Source organism: Alcanivorax sp. HI0083 (assembly GCF_001635175.1).
Genome location: NZ_LWFX01000821.1, coordinates 1 through 393, shown reverse-complemented (window position 1 = coordinate 393; position 393 = coordinate 1). Strand labels below are relative to the sequence as shown.

The window sequence follows — 393 nt, the reverse complement described above, 5'->3', positions numbered from 1 at the left end:
GCCTCGCCTGGCGGTAGTTCACCCCCGCAAGGGCGGCCACTGCAGCAATCCCGCAACCCGTCACGTCTTCCTGAATCACCGGCTTCATCCGAGCCTCCTGTGCGCCCTCTTTGCCAAACGCTTACACTGACGGTTTTCCGTCACGGGGCCATTCCATGATCCACCGCCTGACACAACTTTTTCCACTCTGGGCCCTGCTGTTTTCCCTGCTGGCCTACTGGCAGCCGCAGTGGTTAGTCGTCGGCAAGCCCGCCATCGTGCCACTGCTTATGCTGATCATGTTCGGCATGGGGCTGTCATTAAGCTGGGAGGATTTTCGGCGGGTGTTCAAACGGCCCGCAGTGATTGCGCTTGGCCTCGTGCTGCAATACACCCTCATGCCCCTGATCGCCT

Annotated in this window: 1 pseudogene; it reads left to right on the top strand. The window is 60.3% G+C overall.

What is annotated here, in order from left to right:
- Positions 1-155: 155 nt before the first annotated feature.
- Positions 156-393: pseudogene (locus tag A3754_RS07905) on the top strand (bile acid:sodium symporter); the annotation flags it as partial.